We start from the raw sequence: 17,473 nt of genomic DNA, 5'->3' as shown, positions 1-17,473 counted from the left end.
TCGCCCAGCATATCCTCCCCGTTTCGGGAAAGCTGCTGGCCCATGCGTGGGGGCTTGCGGACAGGCTTTCCAGGGATGATTCTGGGATCCAGAACAACTTTCTCAAGGGATCCCTGTTTAGAAGCCCCAGAAGCGAGGGGATATGGTCTCAGAGCGCCCACCCTGGCAGCAGCGGCATCGACCGGAGCGGCGGCTGAGCAGGTGCAGCGGCAGACCCACCCGCCTGGCGCGGGATCTCCTCACCGGCTGGAGCTGATGCCGCGCCATACCCGACGCGATTGCGATGGGGATCGGGTAGAGGTGGGCCCACAGTTGAACATCTGGGCGGGCGTTTGCAAGTACGAGCTGAAGAACTTGCACGATCCGGAGTTGCAATGGCTGGCCGCCGAGCTGGGCTGCTGGCTGCAGGTTTCGGTCGAGAAGAAGGTATAGCGGTTAATCCAAGTAGGCGCTCAGCTCCTGCTCCAGGGTGGGCAACTGCACCTCTCCTCGTTCCAGCTCCTCTAGGTCTTGCAGTTGCCTGCGCAGGCGGGCAATCCGCTCTCGTAGATACTCTTTGATGCCCTTGGGCCCCAGGCTGAGGCAACTGCGGCAGATCTCGCCGTAGATTTGGCCGCGGTCGTTATAGACCACCGCCAGCAACACCTGCTGCCCCTTTTTTGGGATAGGGGCGGCCCATCCACCGCAGACGATGCAGGGCACCCGGCCATTGCCCCCGTAAATGCTGCGTTCCCAGACAACTCTCACGCGCGGCCTCACTGCAACTTTCGCCCACCAGCATAAAAACTCAGGGGGATCCCTTGCCACCCCGGAGCGCTCACCAACTCCCCTCTCCCTTTGGGAGAGGGGTCGGGGGTGAGGGCTGGGAGAGGGGCCGGGGGTGAGGGTTGAAAAGGGATCCCTAAAGTCTAGGTGCCAGGCGAGGTGGGCCGAGAGCGATCGATGGTGCGATAGGTGAGGCTGGCCGCTACCTCCAGAGCTTTGGCGGCGTCGCGGAAGTAAAATCCCAGCTCCTCATCCTTTTCGGTGCGGTTGGGTTTATTGAACTTGGCCTTGAACTGCACATTGCAATACATGGCCAACCCCACCAAAACCTCCGACAAACCGTGCTGGTTGATCAGCCGCTCCACATCTGTAAGCAGGCTTTTGATTAGGGCATCGGCTACCGGTTCTGGCAAACTGTCCAGGTCGTGCATCGGGTTTCCTCAGCAAACGAGATGGAGAGCCGGTGGGTCTGGGATCCCGGCTCAACTTCTCCTGATTTTCCTGCATCTTTTTGGGAATGCCCAATCCTGTCGCTAACGCTGCTGCCCCTGCCGGAGCCCCAGGGTAACAACTGGAGGGCTCCCTGGCCGCCTGCTCCAGGCGACGGGCAAGCTCTTTGGAGCCGGGATGCCGCACGCGGTTCAGGTGAAGCAAATAGGCGTACGGCGCATCTGTTTTTGGAGCTTCCCCGCAAGGGACAATGCGAAAATAGGCCAAGCGCAGCGTAGAGTCCAGGTTTGGAGTGGAGCCATGCCGGTAGCTTCTGAATATGCCTTTCCCTTCGAGCACCACCAGAAGTTTTCCCTGGATAACCCCACCATCTCTAGCCCCGGCGTTTCCAAACGGGAATACGTGGCCAGCAGGGTGTTGCAGGGCATGCTCAGCAATCCCCAAACTGCCATTGGCAATCTCTCGCCTGAGCAGCGACAGGCTTTGGTCTACACGGCAGTGTTGTTGGCAGATGAGCTTTTGGCCGCCCTTAGTGCCCAGTGAGGGCTCCCGGCAAGGCTCAGGGCTGACCCAGCCACAGACCGCTAAACCCAAGGGTAAGCAGCGTCAGGGGCAGGCCAAAGCGGAGATGTTCCCCGAACGTTAACACATACCCCTTTCTAGCTGCCGCTTCGACGGTAATTAAATTGGCCACTGCCCCAAACAGAGTCAAGTTACCGGCCAGCGTAGAGCCGGCAGACAGCAACAGCCAGGCCGTCTTTCCCTGCAGCGGGAGCAGCGACTGCAGCAGCAGCACCGCCGGCACGTTGGAGATGAGGTTGGACAAGAGGGCGACAGCGGCCAGCAGCGCCAACGGGGATCCCGCCACCTGCTCCGCCCAGGGCCCCAGACTCGTTCCCCAGCCGGCCAGCAGCTCTCGGGTTGCCCGTGTCAGGATAAACAGCCCGGAGAACATCACCAGCAAGTTCCAGTCCACCTGCCCCAAAAACCGCTCCGGCTTCAGCCGGCGGGTAATCAGCAGCAAGGCCGCCGCCACCAGGGCCGACTCCGCTAGGGGCAGGCCGGCCACAAAGGCCCCAAACAGGCCCGCTGTAATGGCCACGCTCTTGCGCAACAGGGGGGGATAGAGGCGCAGCGGCGTCCAAGGCACCTGGGCGAAGGGCTGCAGCGAGCGCACCTCGGGGTAGTAGAGCCACAGCAGCCCCACCTCCAACAGCAGCCCCACCACGGCAATCGGGGTCATCTGGGCGGCAAACTCCAGGTAGCCGATCCCGGAGAAGGAGCTGATGAGGATGTTCTGCGGGTTGCCGCTCAGGGTGGCTACAGACCCTAGGTTGGTGGCCGCCGCCAAGCCCAAGAGGTAAGGAATAGGGTTCAGCCCCAGCACGGCTGTCACCTGCAACGTGAGGGGGGTAAACACCAGTGCCAGGGTATCGTTGAGGAGAAAGGCCGAGAGCAGCCCGCTGCCGAACACCAGCATGAGCAAAAGGCCAAAGGGACTGCGGCTAACCCGAATCAGGCCCAGCAAAGCTAGCTGGAAGGCGCCGCCCTGGGACAAGCTGGCGTTCACCACCATCATGCTGAGGAGAAAGACAATCGTGGTCGCGTCGATGGCTGCCCAAGCCTCCAGCAGCGGCACTGTTCCTAGGGCAATCAGCAAAGCGGATCCCGCCAGGGCAATCGTGGCCCGGTTCATGCGCAGCCTGGGCAGGGATCCCAGCCCCAGCCCGACATAGCTCAGGAGCAGCACCAGCCAAGACAGCGCTTGTTGCACCTGCCAGCCTCTTAGCCACCCCTAGAACTCGTAGCCAAATAGGCGCGGATCCGCCGGCTGCAAGTCCAGATCCGCCAGGCCGTATTCCGCCCAGCGGCGATCCACCAGACGGGCCACTTGCGGATCCGGGGCAAGCGGTTGCCGCCAGGGGGTGTCGGTTTCCGGGGGGATCTTGGTGGTGGCATCGATCCCCATCTTGCCCCCCAGACCCCGTTTTTCGGTGGCAAAGTCCAGGGCGTCAAAGGGGTTGTCCGGCAGAATAAACACATCCCGCTGCGGATCCACCCGCGAACACAGGCACCAGAGCACCTGCCGCGGATCCCGCACATTGATGTCCTTGTCCACCACGATGACGAACTTGGTGTAGCTAAACTGGGGCAAGGCGCTCCAAAAAGCCAGGGCCGCCCGCCGCGCCTGGCCGGGATAGGCCTTGTCGATGGACAGAATCGCCACCTTGTAGCCCAAGCCCTCCATGGGCAAAAAGAAATCCACGATCTCCGGCACCTGCTGCCGCAGAATGGGGGTGTAAATGCGGTTCAGGGCCAGCGCCATCATGTCGTTTTCTTTGGGAGGCTTGCCGCTGAAGGTGGTGAGGTAGATGGGATCGCGGCGGTGGGTGAGGCAGTGGAAGCGGATGAGCGGAGCTTGCTCGTTGCGAGGGCCGTAGTAGCCGATGTGATCCCCGGCAGGGCCGTCGGGGGCCACCTCCCCTGGCGTGATGGTGCCCTCCAGAACAATCTCGGCGTGGGCCGGCACCTCCAGATCCACCGTCTTGCAGCGGGCCAGGTGTAACCCTTCGCCGGCGTAGAGGCCGGCAAACAGCCACTCCGACAGATCCACCGGCAGGGGCGTAGCCGCCGCCAGGATCACGGCGGGATCCACCCCGATGGCCACTGCCACTTCCAGCTTCCGGCCCAGGGCCGCCGCCTTGCGCAAATGCCGGGTGGCCCCCCGCACCGACAGCCACTGCACCGTCATCGTGTTGCGGCTCTGGAGCTGCAGGCGGTACACCCCCACATTGGGAATGCCATTTTCCGGGTCTTTGGTAACCATCAGCCCCAAGGTCAGCACCCGCCCGGCATCGCCGGGATAGACCCGCAGCAGGGGCAGTTGGGTGAGATCCACCGCCTCACCCAGCAGCACCACCTGCTGACAGGGGGGGAAGAGATCCCGGCTGGGTCGAGCTTGGAAGACTCGGAACAGCGCCTGCCCCAGCTCCAGGGCCTGGGCAAAATTTTTGGGCGGGCGCGGCTGGTAGAGCAAGGCCAGTTTTTTCCCCAGCTCCTCCAGCTCCCGCGGCTGCTCCATCCCCAGCGCCCAGCAGATGCGCTCCACCGTGCCCAAAACGTTGATCAGCAGGGGCATCGAGGATCCCTTCACCCGCTCAAACAGCAGCGCCGGCCCCCCGCAGGCCAAGAGGCGATCGGCGATCTCGGCAATTTCCAGGTCGGGATCTACTTCTGCTGAAATGCGGCGAAGCTGGCCACGGGACTCCAGCAGGGCGATGAAACGGCGCAGATCTCTGGGCATGAAGGGAGCACTCGCGGGGATGAGGATCTCGCTAACTTACTTGTCGCGGCTGAGGGCCAGGCCGCTCATGAAAGGCTTTTGCAGGGCAATGAACACCACCAGCGGCGGAATACTGGCGATGATCGCCCCCAGCATCATGGGGCCATAGGAGGCGGAACTATCCAGGTTGAGCAGGGATTGCAGCCCCACCTGCACCACCTGCCGCTCCCGGCCTTGCACGATCAAGCGGGGCCACAGGTACATATTCCAAGCGTAGACGAAGTGAATCACCGCCTGGGCTCCGATGGCGTTCCAGCTCAGGGGGATCAGCACCTGGGTGAGAAACTGCAGCGGGTTGGCCCCGTCCAGTTGAGCCGCCTCCGCCAGCTCGCGGGGGATGTTGGAAAAATGTTGGCGAAACAAAAACGTCGAGGTGGCGCTGGCCAGAAAGGGCACGATCAGGGCGTAGTAGGTGGATCCCCAGCCCAGGTTGGTGACCAGCCGCAGCAGAGCGATGATCAGAATTTCTGTGGGCATCATCAGGGTAATGAGCACAAAGCCGAAGGCCAGCCCCTTGCCCGGAAAGCGAAAGTAGACAAAGGCCAGCCCCGCCAATAGTGACAAAACCGTTTTGCCCACCGTGATGGCCGTGGCCACGATGGCGCTGTTGACCATGTAATGGCCTAGGTGACGCGCCACCATCACCTGCTGCCAGTTAAAGGCCAACGAGGAGCCAAAGGTCAATTGATAGCGAAATACCTCGGCATTGTTTTGGGTGCTCACGATCAGCGCATACAGCACCGGAAACCCCAGCGCCAAACAGGCCAGCCACAGGCCTAGGTGAACATACCAGCGCTCCGGGATCCAGCGCCGCCAGGACAAGGGAGAAGCCTTTTGGCGCACGGGGCTGGGCTGGGCGGCTAGCGACTGCGGATCCTGCAACAGTTGAGCCATGACACCTCCAGGCAGGGGACGCTTTTGCCCTCTCTGTTGAGGATAATTCGTCAGGGTTAACCCCAGGCTAAAAAGGCCGATCTGACCTGGGTTTCCAGCTTGGCGGGTACTTTTACCGACAAGAGGAAAGGGGTAGAGTAGAACAGCAGTGTCTAGAAGAGGATCCCATGACCCGAGGCTTTGGTCCCTTCGGCAAAATCCAAGAAGCCCTCAAGAAGGCCCAAGAGGTGCGCGACGGCGCTCAAAGGCTGCAAAAAGAGCTAGAAGAAATGGAGATCGTCGGCGAGGCCGGCAATGGGCTAGTGAAGGTGACAGTGAACGGCAACCAGGAGCCCCTCAAGGTCTCTCTGGATCCCCAAGTGCTCCAGGAGCCGGTGGATGTGGTGGAGGACTTGCTCCTGACGGCGATGGTGAACGCCTACACTCAGTCCGCCGAGACGATGCGCAAGCGCATGGAGGAGCTGACCGGAAACATCAGCCTGCCGGGGTTGGGGTTGGGCTGATCCCGGCCAGCCTGGCTTCCTATGTACACTCGCCCTTTGGCTCGCCTGATCGAGGAGCTGCAGCGCCTGCCCGGCATTGGCTCCAAAACAGCTCAGCGCCTGGCCTTGCACTTGCTCAACCGGCCTGCTGGCGAGGTCGAGGCCCTGGCCAAAGCCCTGCTGGAGGCTAAGCAAACCGTTAAGCATTGCTCCATCTGTTTTAACTGGTCGGCGGAGGATCCCTGCGAGATCTGTCGCTCGCCGCAGAGGGATCCGTCGACCTGGTGCGTAGTGGCCGATGTCAAGGATCTCATCGCCATGGAGCGCACCCGCGAGTTCAAGGGCCTTTACCACGTTTTGGGGGGTCTGATCTCGCCCATGAACGGGATCGGGGCCGAGCAGTTGCGCATCCGCGAGCTGGTGGCCCGGGTGGCGCGGGAGAAGCCCCAAGAGCTGATCTTCGCCCTCAGCCCTAGCGTGGAGGGGGAGGTCACTATGCACGTGGTTAAAGATTACCTGAAGCCGGTTGCCCCCGGCCTGCGCATGACCCGTCTGGCCTTTGGCCTGCCCATGGGATCGGAGTTGGAGTATGCCGACGAGGTTACCCTGGCCCGTGCCCTAGAAGCGCGGCAGGAGTTTTAGGCCCAGGTAACTGCGGGCTGGGCTTGCCCAGAGCAAGGTGTCCAACCCTGAAGTTGTTGCTAAGGTGAGGACCACGGGTCTTGTCATGGGATCCCGGCACTTACCTGAGGTCAAGAAAGTTCAACCAGCAACGCGGAGAGGGCAGCGATGGCGGATACGGCACAAACTCACCTCAGCTCAGGCACCGTCCAGGGGCTGGACTATGTAGTTCTGGGAGTGGCCTCTTGCTTCCAACGGGATGAGGACGGTCGCCTCAGGGAGGTGTTGGTGGCCGAGCCGGTTCCCGCCGCCGCCCTGGATTGCCTGGCCCAAGAGCGCCGCAGCACTTCCTACTGCCTTCTCTACGCCACTACTTACGCAGAAGTTGTCGACAACGGGATCCCGACTTTGCCCGCCGATGTTTTCCCGCCAGGGGTGGTGCTGGGAGAAGATTTTGTGGAGCGGCTACAAGCGGCGGCCCGTACGTACCGCAGCAAGCCCCAATTTCGTCACATCCCTCTGCACCAGGTCTGCACGCCAGAGAGGGGGGTGTTCAAGCTCCATTTCAGCGCTGAGCCGCGGCGGATTCTCAATGCGGCAATGGAAGTGAGGGATGCCGACAACATCAAGCAGCACCCCCACACCCATCAGCATTTCTAAGCCCGCTAGCAGCTATCGCTACCACATCCCTGTTGCCGAAACTAGGCAAATACATCGAGTCCCACCTCAGGGCCTACCCTTGGAAGAGCAGTTTACAGTGGCTCTCCGAGCATGATCAGAGAGCAGGTGAGGCGTTCTAGGAGGCGAGTGGTCGTGTCGCTGAAGGATAGGCTCCCGCTGGGGTTGCGCCGACGAAAAGAGGGCAGCACCACCAGGTCAAATCCTTGGGCCTCCTGCAAGAGGGTTTTGACGACCTCGTCACTGGCCAAGACCTTGACCTGGACGGGGTAGCCCAAGTCTGGCTGTTGGGCTAGGGATAAAAGCTGCGCCTCCAGCCACTGGCGATCGCTTTCGGGGGTGCTGGCGAAGCAGATGTGAAGCAAGGTAACTTCTCCCTGGCTGGCGGCGGCCAAGATCTGGGCTAGGCGCACCGCCCGAGCCGTCTGCGAGCGAAAGTTTTCCAGCACCACCAGGATCCGCCGCAGCTTGTGGGGGGGATGGAGCAGGCGTGCTACGGCAACTGGGCAATGGGCAGCCCAGAGGACGCTGTTGATGACGCTGCCAAAGAGGCGGGCCTGTAAGCGGGTGGGATCGCTCCAGCCCATGACGATGAGGCTGGCGTTCTGCTCACGGCTGGCGTGGCTGATCCCCTGGGCCACGTGGCTGTCGATGCGGCAGAGAGGGGTGACCTCCACCCCAAAGGGCCGACAAAACTCCGTCGCCCGCTTGAGGAGGTGGTCTCCGTGCTCCAGGGAAGTTTGCAGCAAGGGAGAGTCCATGTGCAGGTGGCCGGTCGCCACCGAGAGGGGAACCACCCGCCCGCCCTCCTGCTTGGCCAGGAGGCAGGCCATCTCCAGCAGGTTTTCCTCGGTTTCGGGATTGGCCAGCGGCACCACGACCACGTAGGGCTGGGGAGGCGGCGCTGCGGAGGCGGGAGCGACTCCTGGTGGAGATGGGAACCGACTCTGTTCCTCCTCCATAGCCATTTGCGTGGCCGCCCGACTGGTCAAAATTGGGCCCAGGGTGGCCGTTACCAACATCAACACCACCACGCTGTTGAGCACGTCTGCATTGAGCAACCCCACGCGGTACCCCACCAGGGTTGCCGCCAAGGTAGCCGCCACCTGGGGCAAGGAGAGCGACCACATCATCAGCTTTTGGGTCGGGGTGTAGCGGTAGAGCCACTGACAGAGTTGGGCAGCAGCGTACTTGCTGAGGCCCAGCCCCAGCAGGATACTCAACAGCAGCCAAAGGGAGCTAAGGGTCTGCAAAAAAGCGCGTAGATCAAGCAACAGCCCTATATCCACAAAGAAGACGGGGATGAACAAGATGCTGCCGACAAAGACGATCTTTTCTTTGACAGAGCCCTCCCGCAGCACATCGTTCACGGCCAGCCCCGCCAGAAAGGCGCCGATGATCTTCTCTACCCCAATCCACTGCGCCCCCAGAGCCGCCACAAACAGAGCCAGCAGCACAAACAAAAATTGGTTGCCCTCTTCGCTGCCGGTGACCCGAAAAAACCGCTGCCCCAGCCAGTCCACCCCAAACAGCACAGCAGCCGCATACAGCAGCAGGGATCCCAGCAGCCGCACCAAGCTCCAGAGGGAAAACTCGCCGCCGTGGATGCCGACACAGACCGCCAAGACCAGCAGCGCGGCAATGTCGGTGAAGATGGTGCCGCCGATGGTGACCAGCACCGCCTCGTTTTTCACCAAACCGTAGCGGCTGACGATGGGGTAGCCCAGGGGGGTGTGGGAGGCAAACAGGGATCCCAGCAGGATGGCCGCGTTCCAGCCAAAGCCAAACAGCCGCCCAATGGCGGTGCCCACGGTTAGGGGAATGGCAAAGGTCAACAAGCCAAAGGTGGCAGAGCGGTTGCGGGTCTGCCGAAATTGCTCCAGGTCGATCTCCAGCCCGGCCACAAACAGCAAATAGACCACGCCGATCTCCGAGAGCAACTGCACCGTCGGCAGCTCTGAAGTCAACAGGTTCAGTCCCTGAGGACCCAGGGCGATCCCCGCCACCAAAAGGCCCACCAACCCCGGCAGGCGCAGCCGCTCAAATAGCGGCGGCACCACCAGGATCACCCCCAGCAACAGAGCAAAGGAGAGGATGGGCTCCTCTTGCACAAGTGAGCGTATGGCCTCCATCGGCTAGGCCCCCGGCTGGACGTCTTCCTGATTATGGAGGCAATCTGCCCAAAGGGCCGCAAGGAGATCTGGCCAGCCCCAACCCACCCTCTCTTGCCTGGGGAAGTTCCCGCTGGCAATACCGACTTGTGCCAGCTCTGGATCCTGCAGCAGGGATTTCTTCCAGAACTCGGCAAGCCTTAGAGAAACTGGTGGCTTTCCGGCTGCAACACCACCTCGTTGGGCACGGCATTGGCAGGCATCGTCAGGACAAAGCGAATCGCCTCGGCAGCCGTGGCAGGGCTGAGCATTTTGTCCCGCTGCACCTTGAGGCTGATGGGATCCCAGAAGGGGGAGTCGATGCCGCCAAAGTAAAACAGAGTAAAGCGTACCCCAAAGCGCTTCAGCTCGTCAGCCATGCACTTGGTAAAACCGACCACGCCAAACTTGGCAGCACAGTAGGCAGAGGCCATGGCCATGGGGTGGCGGCCCAGAATGCCGGGGAAGTTGAGGATGTGGCCGGATTTTTGCTCCCGCATGGCGTTGGCCGCCAGTTGGCTGGTGTAGAAGCTGCCCTTGAGGTTGACCGCCAGCATCCGCTCCAGCTCAACAGGGGTAATGTGCTGGGCAGGCTTGAGGATCCCGGCTCCGGCCAAGTTGATCACCACGTCGATCCGCCCGTGCCTTTGGAGGGTCTGGTTGACCAGGGCCTCCGCCTGAGCGTAATCCGTCACATCGGCAGGGATCCCCAGCCCGGAGGCAGCCCCCAGGGACATCGCTTTCTCCGCCAGCGTGCGCAAGGGATCCTCTCGCCGCGCCGCCAGCACCAGATGGGCTCCGGCCTGGGCCAGGAGAGGCACAAGGGCGCTGCCAATGCCCCCTGTGGCCCCTGTAATGAGAACAACCGCCTGGGACAATGAGGAAGACACGTTACGTTTTTTAAACTCTTCCTCTCATCATACCCAGGGAGTGGCCTTGAGGGACGATCCAGAGAGTTAAACGCGACGCAGCCGCAGTCGTTGCACCCATTCTTCCCCGAAGCGCAGCCAGTCTGCCATTTTTTCTGGACTCACCTGTTGGTCGTCCCGCCAAACAATAAGCTGCGGCCCGGATCCCTCAGCGCAACAAGGAGGATGCTGCTCCAAGAAGTTGAGGAAACTGGGGTGGAAGCGCAGGCGAATCTTAGCCTCATCTTCTCCGCGCAAAAGGTAGCGGCGAGAAAAGTCGGGATGGTTCTCGAAATTGATATCCTGCATGCCAAAAGCTTTAGCAACGTCGTGGAACAAGGGAACTTCTGGGTGCAGCCGAAAATGAGGTAGCCGTAGGTCTTCGCAATAGGCCCAGAAAACAGAAAAGTAATACCCTCTCTCTCTTCTTCTTCTTCTGGAAGCCTTCCAGCTGTAGTCAAAGATGGCGATTTCGGTTCCATCGTTCAGTCGTTTGAACATCGAGTTGTAGAAACGAGCGCCGCTTCGTTGGAATAGCTCAAAGCCAGCCTGAAGCAAGCGGGAGCGGATCCCTTCGGGTAGCTCTGCTGAAGACGACATGCCCAGGCTCCTGGCCACCTGCTCCAAAGCTTCCCGACGCTTCTTCTCTAGATAGTCACCTAGATAGACGACAAGCGCCAGAAGGCCTAAGAGAATAAGGACCCAAATAATAAGCGATCCCATCCAAACCCCCCCTGAGTTTGTAAACTCAGCACCCCCATCCAGAGTACCATAGCAGGCACAAAAAAGGGATCCCTCCAGCAAGAAGGGATCCCGTTCAAAAGCCTTGGTCGAGAACTAATGCTTTAGATGAAAACCTCGATTAGGCGTCGAAATAGAGGGCAAACTCGTAGGGGTGAGGCCGCAGATTAATGGGGTTGATCTCGTTGTCAATTTTGTACTCGATGTAGGCCTCGATGAGATCTTCGGTAAAGACACCTCCCTCCAACAAGAAAGCGTGATCCTTCTGCAGGTTTTCCAGAGCATCCAGCAGGGATCCGGGCGTGGAGGGGATCTTGGCCAGCTCGTCTGGCTCTAGATCGTAGATGTCTTTGTCGAGAGGCTCGCCGGGGTGGATCTTGTTCTTGATCCCGTCCAAGCCAGCCATCAGCATAGCCGAGAAGGCAAGGTAAGGGTTGCAGGTGGCATCGGGGCAGCGAAACTCCAGCCGCTTGGCCTTGGGATTTTTGCCCGTGACCGGAATGCGAATGGAAGCCGAGCGGTTGCCCTGCGAGTAGGCCAGGTTTACCGGCGCCTCAAACCCGGGCACCAAGCGCTTGTAGGAGTTGGTGGTGGGATTGGTGAAGGCCAGGATGGCCGGGGCGTGCTTGAGCAGGCCGCCGATGTAGTAGAGAGCCGTTTCGCTGAGATCGGCATAGTTGCCCTCTTGGTAGAACAGGGGCTGACCGTCTTTCCAGAGGGACTGGTGCGTGTGCATGCCGCTGCCGTTGTCATTGAAGAGGGGCTTGGGCATGAACGTCACCGTCTTGCCGTGCTTGCGAGCCACGTTCCGGATCACGTACTTGTAAATCATCATGTAGTCGGCAGCCGTGATCAGATCGGCAAAGCGGTAGCCCAGCTCCCCTTGCCCGCCGGTAGCCACCTCGTGGTGGTGCTTCTCGATAGGCACCCCCAACTTGGCCATCGTCAGCAGCATCTCGGTGCGGAGGTCTTGATGAGCATCGGTAGGCGGGACGGGGAAATAGCCTTCTTTGTAGCGCGGCTTGTAACCGAGGTTGCCCCCTTTCTCCTCCCGGCCTGAGTTCCAGCGGCCCTCAATGGAATCGACGAAGTAGTAGCCGGCGTTCTGAGTTTGGTCAAACCGTACATCTTCAAAGATGAAAAACTCCGCCTCGGGCCCAAAGTAAGCCGTATCGGCAATGCCTGTCGATTGCAGGTAAGCCACAGCCCGCATGGCCAGGCTCCGAGGACAACGGCTGTAGGGCTGGCCGGTGCGGGGTTCAATGATGCTACAGATGAGGCTGAGGGTGGGCACTTGGAAAAAGGGGTCGATCCAGGCCGTTTTGGGGTCTGGCACCATGTACATGTCTGACTCGTTGATCGCTTTCCAACCCCGGATGCTGGAGCCATCAAAGGGCAGCCCTTCGCTAAAAACTTGCTCCGTCAGCATTGAAGAGTGGAAGGAGACATGCTGCCAGGTGCCGAAGATGTCCACAAACTTGAGATCCACCATCTGGACATCGTTGTCCTGGATCATCTGAAGCACATCTTGGGGCGTGGATGCCATTACTCTCTCCTGATTGGGTTGCGGTTGAGACTGGGGTAATCAAAGGTAGACGGGATCCCCACGCTTCGACTTGAATGGGCCAAAAGCGCTCACCCATCCTAGAAAGGCCGATCTCAGCATTTTGTAGTTTCTGATACGAAATTGCCCTGGCTTTGGCCTTCTGCTCCAGAGGTTGGCCATCGCGCCTCTCAGCCAGGCGTTTCTGCCCTGTTGTCCTCCAGACAGAGACAAAACCCTGTCCCCCTAGCTAGAGGAAAGCGAAAATGGGACTAACAAGCTCCAGCCTCGCCGAGGGTACCAGCTCGTGTTAGGCTAAAACGTAGTCGTTATGAGTTTGGTTTAGTTTTCAGCAACAGCAAGGAGCGACATCGGATGACAGAGCAAAGTCGGGTTGAGAACGTGGTGATTATTGGTTCTGGCCCTGCTGGGTTTACGGCGGCCATTTATGCCGGGCGTGCCAACCTGAAGCCGGTTGTGTTTGAGGGGTTTCAGGTGGGCGGGATCCCGGGCGGGCAGTTGATGACCACCACCGAGGTGGAGAACTTTCCGGGTTTTCCCGAGGGCATCAGTGGCCCCCAACTGATGAAAAACATGCGTGCCCAGGCGCAGCGGTGGGGGGCAGAGCTTTACCCCGAGGACGTCACCTTTGTGGATCTGAGCCAGCGGCCTTTTGTGGTTCGCTCTGACGAACGGGAAGTGCGCACCCACAGCCTGATTATTGCCACCGGGGCCACGGCCAAGCGCCTGCACTTGCCCGGAGAGGAGATCTACTGGAACCGGGGCATGTCGGCCTGCGCCGTCTGCGATGGGGCCATGCCCATGTTTAGGGGGGTGGAGCTGGTGGTCATTGGCGGCGGCGATACCGCCTGTGAGGAGGCCACCTACCTGACCAAGTTTGGATCCCATATCCACATGCTGGTGCGCAGTGGCAAGATGCGGGCCAGCAAGGCCATGCAAGACCGGGTGCTCAACCACCCCAAGATTACCGTCCACTGGCACACGGAGGCGGTGGAGGTTCTGGGCGACGGCCTGCGCCTGACGGGGGTGAAGGTGCGCAACAACCAGACGGGCGAGATCCGGGAGATGGCAGTGGGCGGCCTGTTCTACGCCATCGGCCACAAGCCCAACACCGACTTGTTCAAAGGGCAACTGGAACTGGATGAAGTGGGCTACATTGTCACCCGCCCAGGATCTGTAGCCACCAGTGTAGAGGGCGTGTTTGCCGCCGGGGATGTGCAGGATCACGAGTTTCGCCAGGCCATCACCGCTGCCGGCACCGGCTGTATGGCGGCCATGCTGGCGGAGCGCTGGCTCTCCGAACACGGCCTGGCACAGGAGTATCACGTCGTCCCTCAAAGCCATCTTGAGCCCGCTTCTGCCTCTGCTGTCGAGGTAGAGCCGGAGGGAGACTCGGCTGTTGAGGAGGCCAGTTTTGAGCAGGAGGTGCAAGATGACCTCGACTTCAGCCAGACCTGCCACGAGGGGAGCTATGCCCTGCGGCGGCTCTACCACGAAAGCGATCGCCTGCTGATGGTCAAGTACACCGCCCCCACCTGTGCCCCTTGTCATGCCCTCAAGCTGATCTTGAACAAGGTCATCGAAGAGTTTGCCGACAAGCTGCATGTGGTGGAGATCGACATCGAGAAAGACCCGGAGATCGCCGAGGCAGGGGGGGTCACCTGCACGCCGACGGTGCAGTTTTTCAAAAACAAGGAGCTGGTGGCTCAGGTGGTGGGTGTCAAGCCCAAGTCCCACTACCGGGAGGTGATCCAGGCCAATTTGTCTGAGGCAAAATCAGCTTGAGGTAGTCCCCCTCACCCCCGGCCCCTCTCCCAGCCCCTCTCCCTGAGGGAGAGGGGAGCTAGGCGGCTAGTCGGCAAAGGCGCTGTAGTAGGCACCCTGCAGGGCGGCCAAAGAGACTGACAACAGGGGATCCCCTTCTGCAGTAGTCACCACCAAGGGATCCGCTGGCCCGCCCACCTCTCCTAGAAGCTGCCACTGGCCGGGAAGCTGCGACTCTAGGTAGGCTTCCCAAGGGGAGCGCTGGGCTGGATCGACGGAAACGAGGATGCGGCTGGATCCCTCGCCAAAGAGGGCCTGATCCCAGCGCAGGGATCCAGGAGCTAGGGAGACGCTGGCGCCGCGGCCCCCACTCAGGCAGGCTTCTGCCAAGGCCACCGCCAGCCCTCCCTCGCTGCAGTCGTGGGCGGAGCGCACCCACCCCTGGCGGATGCCGTGGCGGCAGGCCCCTTGCACGCGCTTTTCCAGCTCCAGATCCACGGGGGCAGGACGACCCGTGACCTTGTTGTAGATTGCCGCCAAATACTCGCTGCCGCCCAGGCTGGTGACGGCCTGGGATCCCAAGAGGTAGACGAGATCCCCTTCTTGCTGCCACCCCTGGCCACAGATGCATTTCAAGTCCGGAATGAGACCCACCATGCCGATGACAGGAGTGGGGTAGATGGCCTGGGATCCCTTCTCGTTGTAGAGGGAGACGTTCCCCCCGGTTACCGGCGTGCCCAGGGTGCGGCAGGCATCCCCAATCCCCCGACAGGCCAGGGCCAACTGCCAGTACACCACCGGATTTTCCGGGTTGCCGAAGTTAAGGTTGTCGGTTACGGCCAAGGGATCCGCCCCCACGCAGGAGAGGTTGCGGGCGGCTTCGGCCACCGCAGCTTTGGCCCCCTCATAGGGATCCAGGTACACCCAGCGACCATTGCCGTCTACGGTGGCGGCAATCGCCTTGCGGGAAGCCTGCAGGGGTGGCACTTCGCCTACGCCAAATTTCTGGGGGCGGATGCGGATGACTGCCGCATCTCCCTGTCCCGGCCAAAGGACGGTGTTGTTTTGCACCTGGTGGTCGTACTGGCGATAGATCCAGGCTTTGCTGGCCAGGGTGGGGCGGGCCAAAAGCTGCAGCAGCACCTCTTGCCAGGCCAGCGTTGCCTGACCTAGGTGAATCCCTTCGCGATCGCAGGGGGGTAGAGTGGCGGGATCCCATTGCCATGCCGCTTGCACATACTCCGGCGGCTCTGGCAACAGGGGGCGGACGTAAACAGGAGTATCCTCCGCCAAGGCCCGCGCCGGCACCCTCACCACGCAGGATCCCTGGTGCCAGATCTCCACCAGCGGCTCGGCAATGACTTCTCCGGCCACGCTGGCCTGCAGGCCCCAGCGATGGAAGATCTCCATTACCTCCGCCTCGCGGCCTTTTTGCACCACCAGCAGCATCCGCTCCTGGGACTCCGAGAGCAAGTATTCCCAAGCCGCCATGCCGCTTTCCCGCGCCGGCACGCGGTCGAGGTCAAAGCGGATCCCCACCCCTCCTTTGGCGGCCATCTCTGCGGTGGAGCAGGTGATCCCGGCTGCCCCCATGTCCTGGGCCGCCACCACCGCTCCCGTGGCAAAGGCCTCCAGGCAGGCCTCGATGAGACATTTGCCCAGAAAGGGATCCCCCACCTGCACCGCCGGCCGATCCTGCTGCGCGTCCTCCTTGAGCTCGGCGCTGGCAAAGCTGGCCCCGCGGATCCCGTCCCGCCCGGTGGTGGCGCCGACGTACAAGATCGGGTTGCCCACTCCCCGCGCTGCCGACTTCACCACCGCTGGCGTCTCCAAAAGCCCCAAAGCCATGACGTTGACTAGGGGGTTGCCGCTGTAGCAGGGATCCACGGCCACTTCGCCCCCCACCGTGGGCACCCCCACGCAGTTGCCGTAGTGGGCGATCCCCTCCACCACTCTGGCCATCAAGCGGCGGTTGCGGGGATCCGTCAGCGGCCCAAAGCGCAGGGAGTTCAAGAGCGCAATGGGGCGGGCGCCCAGGGTAAAGATATCCCGCAGGATGCCCCCCACCCCGGTGGCCGCCCCCTGGAAGGGTTCCACGGCGGAAGGATGGTTGTGGGACTCGATCTTAAAGGCCAGCCAGTCCCCATCCCCCAGATCCACCACGCCGGCATTTTCCCCCGGCCCCACCACCACCCGCTCGCCCGTGGTGGGAAAGTGCTTTAGCAGAGGGCGGGAGTTCTTGTAGCAGCAGTGCTCCGACCACATCACCCCAAACATGGCCAGCTCGGTGGGGTTGGGATCCCGGCCCAGTTGCTGCTGGATCTGGCGGTATTCCTCTGGGGAAAGGCCGTGGGCTTTCAGGTCTGGCGGGGCAGAAGCGGAGGTCATAGCGTTCAAGGTTTACCTAATTCGCCAGGAAGGCCTGCCCTGTACCCCCCTATATCCCCCCGTACACGGGGGGACTGGGGGGCCGGTCAGGGTCGGGATGAATGGCGAAGACACTCATGAACAGATATCGTAATCTCATGTGCGAATTGCCTACCAGTACCGCTTGCGCCCTACTTCTAGCCAAGTCGCCCTAATGGGTGAGTGGCTGGAGTTGTTGCGTAAACAGTACAACTATCGCTTGGCGGAGCGCTTCCGCTGGTGGGAGCAAAATCGCTGCGGTATCCATGCTTGCTCCTTAACGGTCTGTCATCTGCCTGAGTTGAAGGAGCAGCCCGACTTGTACTCGCAGCAGCGGGACTTGCCCAATACCAAGGCTTTGTTTCCTGAATACCGAGAGATTTATTCCCAGGTGCTCCAAGACTGCATACGGCGGGTACAAAGGGCCTTTGATAGATGGATCAAAGGTGACTCCAACGGCAAGCGGGCAGGAAGGCCGAGATTTAAGGGTGTTGGGCGGTACCGCTCCTTTACCTTCCCCCAAATGAAGCAGGACTGCATTCGAGGGAAGTTTATCCATCTGCCCAAAATTGGGCCGGTTAAGCTGATCCAGCACCGTCCTTTGCCCGACGGTTTTACGATCAAGACTGCTACCGTTACCCGCAAGGTTGATGGGTGGTACAGCCTGTTAAGGGCTCAAGGGGTACAATAGCAGCACTTAGCAAACC

17 protein-coding genes are annotated in these 17,473 nt (G+C 61.0%); 7 read left to right on the top strand and 10 right to left on the bottom strand.

Annotated elements, in window-relative coordinates:
* Window positions 1-255 precede the first annotated feature (255 nt).
* Window positions 256-432, top strand: coding sequence for a hypothetical protein (locus NW855_RS10620; RefSeq protein ID WP_168174238.1), 177 nt, complete (start codon window positions 256-258; stop codon window positions 430-432).
* Between the two features lie 3 nt (window positions 433-435).
* On the opposite strand, the gene NW855_RS10615 is transcribed toward NW855_RS10620, so the two are convergent.
* Together NW855_RS10615 and NW855_RS10610 are read right to left on the bottom strand one after the other, a co-directional pair.
* Window positions 436-747 carry a hypothetical protein gene (locus NW855_RS10615; RefSeq protein WP_011430227.1) on the bottom strand — a complete coding sequence of 104 codons (312 nt, stop codon included), beginning with the start codon at window positions 745-747 and terminating at the stop codon, window positions 436-438.
* 161 nt (window positions 748-908) lie between these two features.
* Window positions 909-1,196, bottom strand: coding sequence for a hypothetical protein (locus tag NW855_RS10610; protein WP_011430225.1), 288 nt, complete (start codon window positions 1,194-1,196; stop codon window positions 909-911).
* Between the two features lie 319 nt (window positions 1,197-1,515).
* On the opposite strand from NW855_RS10610, the gene NW855_RS10605 reads away from it, so the two are divergent.
* Window positions 1,516-1,758: a hypothetical protein gene (locus NW855_RS10605; RefSeq protein ID WP_041438297.1), complete on the top strand. Its 243-nt coding sequence runs from the start codon at window positions 1,516-1,518 to the stop codon at window positions 1,756-1,758.
* 16 nt (window positions 1,759-1,774) lie between these two features.
* On the opposite strand, the gene NW855_RS10600 is transcribed toward NW855_RS10605, so the two are convergent.
* From NW855_RS10600 to NW855_RS10590, 3 genes are read right to left on the bottom strand one after another with little or no spacing between them, the layout of a single operon-like run.
* The gene (locus tag NW855_RS10600; RefSeq protein ID WP_414402737.1) at window positions 1,775-2,989 is read right to left on the bottom strand and encodes an SLC13 family permease; all 1,215 of its coding nucleotides are present in this window, start codon (window positions 2,987-2,989) and stop codon (window positions 1,775-1,777) included.
* A gap of 21 nt (window positions 2,990-3,010) precedes the next feature.
* A complete protein-coding gene (locus tag NW855_RS10595) occupies window positions 3,011-4,519 on the bottom strand; it encodes a UbiD family decarboxylase (protein WP_099812145.1) in 1,509 nt (502 codons plus the stop codon).
* Window positions 4,520-4,555: 36 nt separating this feature from the next.
* Window positions 4,556-5,452 (bottom strand): carbohydrate ABC transporter permease, encoded by an 897-nt coding sequence (locus tag NW855_RS10590; protein ID WP_099812146.1) that lies wholly within the window; start codon window positions 5,450-5,452, stop codon window positions 4,556-4,558.
* Window positions 5,453-5,619: 167 nt separating this feature from the next.
* Between NW855_RS10590 and NW855_RS10585 the strand changes: the two genes are divergently transcribed.
* The 3 genes from NW855_RS10585 to NW855_RS10575 all read left to right on the top strand — a co-directional run bounded on the left by NW855_RS10585 (window position 5,620) and on the right by NW855_RS10575 (window position 7,215).
* Window positions 5,620-5,955, top strand: a complete 336-nt coding sequence (locus tag NW855_RS10585; protein ID WP_011430218.1) for a YbaB/EbfC family nucleoid-associated protein — start codon at window positions 5,620-5,622, stop codon at window positions 5,953-5,955.
* A gap of 21 nt (window positions 5,956-5,976) precedes the next feature.
* On the top strand, window positions 5,977-6,576 hold the full coding sequence (gene recR, locus NW855_RS10580) for a recombination mediator RecR (protein WP_011430217.1): 600 nt from the start codon (window positions 5,977-5,979) through the stop codon (window positions 6,574-6,576).
* A gap of 147 nt (window positions 6,577-6,723) precedes the next feature.
* Window positions 6,724-7,215 (top strand): hypothetical protein, encoded by a 492-nt coding sequence (locus NW855_RS10575; RefSeq protein ID WP_011430216.1) that lies wholly within the window; start codon window positions 6,724-6,726, stop codon window positions 7,213-7,215.
* Between the two features lie 92 nt (window positions 7,216-7,307).
* Here the strand turns inward: NW855_RS10575 and NW855_RS10570 are convergent, their stop codons facing one another.
* From NW855_RS10570 to glnA, 4 genes are all read right to left on the bottom strand, one after another.
* On the bottom strand, window positions 7,308-9,365 hold the full coding sequence (locus NW855_RS10570; protein WP_011430215.1) for a cation:proton antiporter: 2,058 nt from the start codon (window positions 9,363-9,365) through the stop codon (window positions 7,308-7,310).
* Between the two features lie 179 nt (window positions 9,366-9,544).
* Window positions 9,545-10,273 carry an SDR family oxidoreductase gene (locus tag NW855_RS10565; RefSeq protein WP_099834908.1) on the bottom strand — a complete coding sequence of 243 codons (729 nt, stop codon included), beginning with the start codon at window positions 10,271-10,273 and terminating at the stop codon, window positions 9,545-9,547.
* A 66-nt stretch (window positions 10,274-10,339) separates the two neighbouring features.
* Window positions 10,340-10,891, bottom strand: a complete 552-nt coding sequence (locus tag NW855_RS10560; RefSeq protein ID WP_414402738.1) for a hypothetical protein — start codon at window positions 10,889-10,891, stop codon at window positions 10,340-10,342.
* Between the two features lie 262 nt (window positions 10,892-11,153).
* Entirely contained in the window at window positions 11,154-12,578 is a 1,425-nt protein-coding gene (gene glnA / locus NW855_RS10555) for a type I glutamate--ammonia ligase (protein WP_414508737.1), read from the bottom strand.
* Between the two features lie 372 nt (window positions 12,579-12,950).
* Here glnA and trxB point away from each other — a divergent pair, with 372 nt between their 5' ends.
* Window positions 12,951-14,381: a thioredoxin-disulfide reductase gene (gene trxB / locus NW855_RS10550; RefSeq protein WP_011430211.1), complete on the top strand. Its 1,431-nt coding sequence runs from the start codon at window positions 12,951-12,953 to the stop codon at window positions 14,379-14,381.
* Window positions 14,382-14,447: 66 nt separating this feature from the next.
* On the opposite strand, the gene purL is transcribed toward trxB, so the two are convergent.
* Window positions 14,448-16,748, bottom strand: coding sequence for a phosphoribosylformylglycinamidine synthase subunit PurL (gene purL / locus NW855_RS10545; RefSeq protein WP_414508736.1), 2,301 nt, complete (start codon window positions 16,746-16,748; stop codon window positions 14,448-14,450).
* Between the two features lie 139 nt (window positions 16,749-16,887).
* Here purL and NW855_RS10540 point away from each other — a divergent pair, with 139 nt between their 5' ends.
* Window positions 16,888-17,457 (top strand): RNA-guided endonuclease InsQ/TnpB family protein, encoded by a 570-nt coding sequence (locus NW855_RS10540; protein WP_011430209.1) that lies wholly within the window; start codon window positions 16,888-16,890, stop codon window positions 17,455-17,457.
* Window positions 17,458-17,473: the final 16 nt, after the last annotated feature.

The organism is Synechococcus sp. RC10B2 (genome assembly GCF_047502635.1).
This window is presented reverse-complemented; position numbering and strand designations above follow the sequence as displayed.